The 2,267-nt window shown below is 74.1% G+C and carries 3 protein-coding genes and 1 pseudogene; 2 read left to right on the forward strand and 2 right to left on the reverse strand.

Annotated elements, in window-relative coordinates:
* Positions 1 to 151: pseudogene (locus ACFQ3T_RS36015) on the forward strand (TetR/AcrR family transcriptional regulator); the annotation flags it as partial.
* Here the strand turns inward: ACFQ3T_RS36015 and ACFQ3T_RS36020 are convergent.
* Together ACFQ3T_RS36020 and ACFQ3T_RS36025 are read right to left on the reverse strand one after the other, a co-directional pair.
* Positions 123 to 641: an acyl-CoA thioesterase gene (locus ACFQ3T_RS36020; RefSeq protein ID WP_380730550.1), complete on the reverse strand. Its 519-nt coding sequence runs from the start codon at positions 639 to 641 to the stop codon at positions 123 to 125. The pseudogene ACFQ3T_RS36015 and the gene ACFQ3T_RS36020 overlap by 29 nt on opposite strands.
* A 207-nt stretch (positions 642 to 848) precedes the next feature.
* A complete protein-coding gene (locus tag ACFQ3T_RS36025; RefSeq protein WP_380730552.1) occupies positions 849 to 1,442 on the reverse strand; it encodes a TetR/AcrR family transcriptional regulator in 594 nt (197 codons plus the stop codon).
* 127 nt (positions 1,443 to 1,569) lie between these two features.
* Between ACFQ3T_RS36025 and ACFQ3T_RS36030 the strand changes: the two genes are divergently transcribed.
* Positions 1,570 to 2,106: a Scr1 family TA system antitoxin-like transcriptional regulator gene (locus ACFQ3T_RS36030; protein ID WP_380730554.1), complete on the forward strand. Its 537-nt coding sequence runs from the start codon at positions 1,570 to 1,572 to the stop codon at positions 2,104 to 2,106.
* Positions 2,107 to 2,267 lie beyond the last annotated feature (161 nt).

Raw genomic sequence — 2,267 nt, forward strand, 5'->3', positions numbered from 1 at the left:
CACGGGCGCGCTGGCCCGCGCGGCCGGGGTGCCGTCGGTGAGCGACGAGACCGAGACGGCGGTGCGCGTCGAGCGCGGCCGGGTCGTGGCGCGCGCCGAGGGGTCAGGCGCGGGTCACGCGGTCAGGTCCGGGAACCGGGTGCGGACCTAGGCGCGGGAGCGCTCGCCGTCTCGCGGGCCGACGTCGTGCGGGCGGACGGTGTCCGGGACGGTGAGGTGCGGGACGGCGCCGGACGGCGTTCGAGCACCTTGCGGAAGTCCGCCGGGATCGGCGTGCTGCGCAGCTCCGGCGTGCCGAAGGAGACGTAGCGGTTCCAGCCGGTGGCGACCGGCGTGCCGTCGACGTCCGCGTCGAAGCCCATGGTCAACGTGGTGGTGCCGAGGGTCCGCACCCGCACCGCGATCCGCAGCAGGTCGTCGAACCGCGCCGGGTTCAGGTACCGGATGGAGGTCTCCGCCATCACGAAGTCGATGCCGTGCTTCTCCAGCTCCCGGTACGAGCCGAGCAGGGACCGCAGCGTCTCGACCATCGCGGCCTCGAAGAAGACCGGGTAGCGCGACGCGTGCACGATCCCCTGGCGGTCGCAGTCGACCGGGCGCACCCGCACCCGGTGCACGTGGGCAGGACGCGGGTCAGCCATGCGAGCGATCCTATGGGGTCGTCGGCACGGCCCGCCTCGGCCTCGCCGGGACCGCTCACCGCGACGCCGTCACCGGGCGCCCGACCCGGCACGAACCGGTTGGCCGCCAACAGGACTGGTCGCCGGAGCCGGTCCGCAGCAAGGCCGCCGCGCCGCGGTCACCGCCACCGTCTCGTCCGCGAACCGGGCGGGACCCGCGCCGGCCCGTCAGCCCACGCGGCGGTGCCGGCGCACGCTCTCCTCGACCAGGTCCAGCACGGGTTCGAGGTCGTCCGCGGGCAGACCCATGGCGAGGTGGGACACCAGGCCCTCCAGCACCAGCTCCAGGAACGACGTCAGCACGTCGACGTCCACGTCGTCACGCAGGTTCCCGGCCTCCCGCTGGCGCTCCAACCGTTGCCGCGTCGCGTCGGTGAGCTGCCGCGACCGCTCCGCCCACCGGGCCCGGAACTCCGGGTCGGTGCGCAGCCTGCGCGACACCTCCAGCCGGGTGCCGAGCCAGTCCGCCGGGTGTTCCGCGTCGCTCGGCCCCGGCTCGGCGAGCAGGTCGCGCATCACCTGGACGAGACCCTGCTCGGCGACGACCTCGGCCATCCGCAGCGCGTCGTCCTCCGCGAGGGCGAGGAACAGCGACTCCTTGTCCCGGAAGTGGTGGAAGATCGCGCCCCTGGACAGGCCGGTAGCCTCTTCCAGGCGGCGGACGGTCGCGCCTTCGTAGCCGAAGCGCGCGAAACACGCGCGGGCGCCGTCGAGGATCTGGCGGCGACGGGCATCGAGGTGGTCCTGGCTCACCCTGGGCACCGGTCGATGTTGCCAGGGCCGCCAGGGGAAATCCAATCAGTACGTACGGCTTGCCTTGCTCCACTTTGGGGTGGTCTTACCGCCACCGGGTCGAAAGGGCTGGTCAACGTCACTACGGTGGCGCACCGTGACCGCAGGTGAGGACATCCGGCCGCCGCTCAGGCTGGTGCCGGGATTGGGCTGGTCGAGCGGACCGTCCACCGTGGACCGCACTCGGCGCGGACCGGACTTGATCGATCTGATCAGGCTGGTCGGCCGCCGTCCCGGCGATCCCGGCGAGGCCGCCGCCGAGTGCGACGTCGTGGTGTTCGAGACGCTGTGCGTCCCGGAGCCGCTGCGCACGCCGGCCTACGCGCTGGCGCTCGGTGACGACGGCGGCGACGCGTTCCCCCGCGGCGCGCGGTTCTTCCTGCACGAGGCCGCGCTGCACGCGCGCGTCGGCGACGAGTCGGTGATGGCGGACCAGTTGGACGCGCTCGCCGACCGGCGCGACGTGCCGGTCCGGCTGGTGCCGTTCACGGCCGGCCACACCGGGGTGCTGCGCTCGTCGTTCGCGCTGCCCACCGGTCGGCGGCAGGCGGACGTGCTGGAGCGGATCGCGTTGGACGTGGCGTCGTCCCGGGCGGAGTTCCGCCGGTGGGCCGCTCACTACCGGAGCCGGTAGGCGGTTCCACGACCGTGCGAGAGGCACTCATGGCACCCCACCCGTCGGCGCCACGCTCGTCAACCCCCGGTCGGCCGCGGCGGCGCGCGGTCGGCGCGGTGGCCGTCGTGACGGCGTGGTGCCTGCTCGTCGTCCCCGGCGCCGCGACCGGTGACCCGCAC

Source organism: Saccharothrix hoggarensis (assembly GCF_042678885.1).
Classification (GTDB): domain Bacteria; phylum Actinomycetota; class Actinomycetes; order Mycobacteriales; family Pseudonocardiaceae; genus Actinosynnema; species Actinosynnema hoggarensis.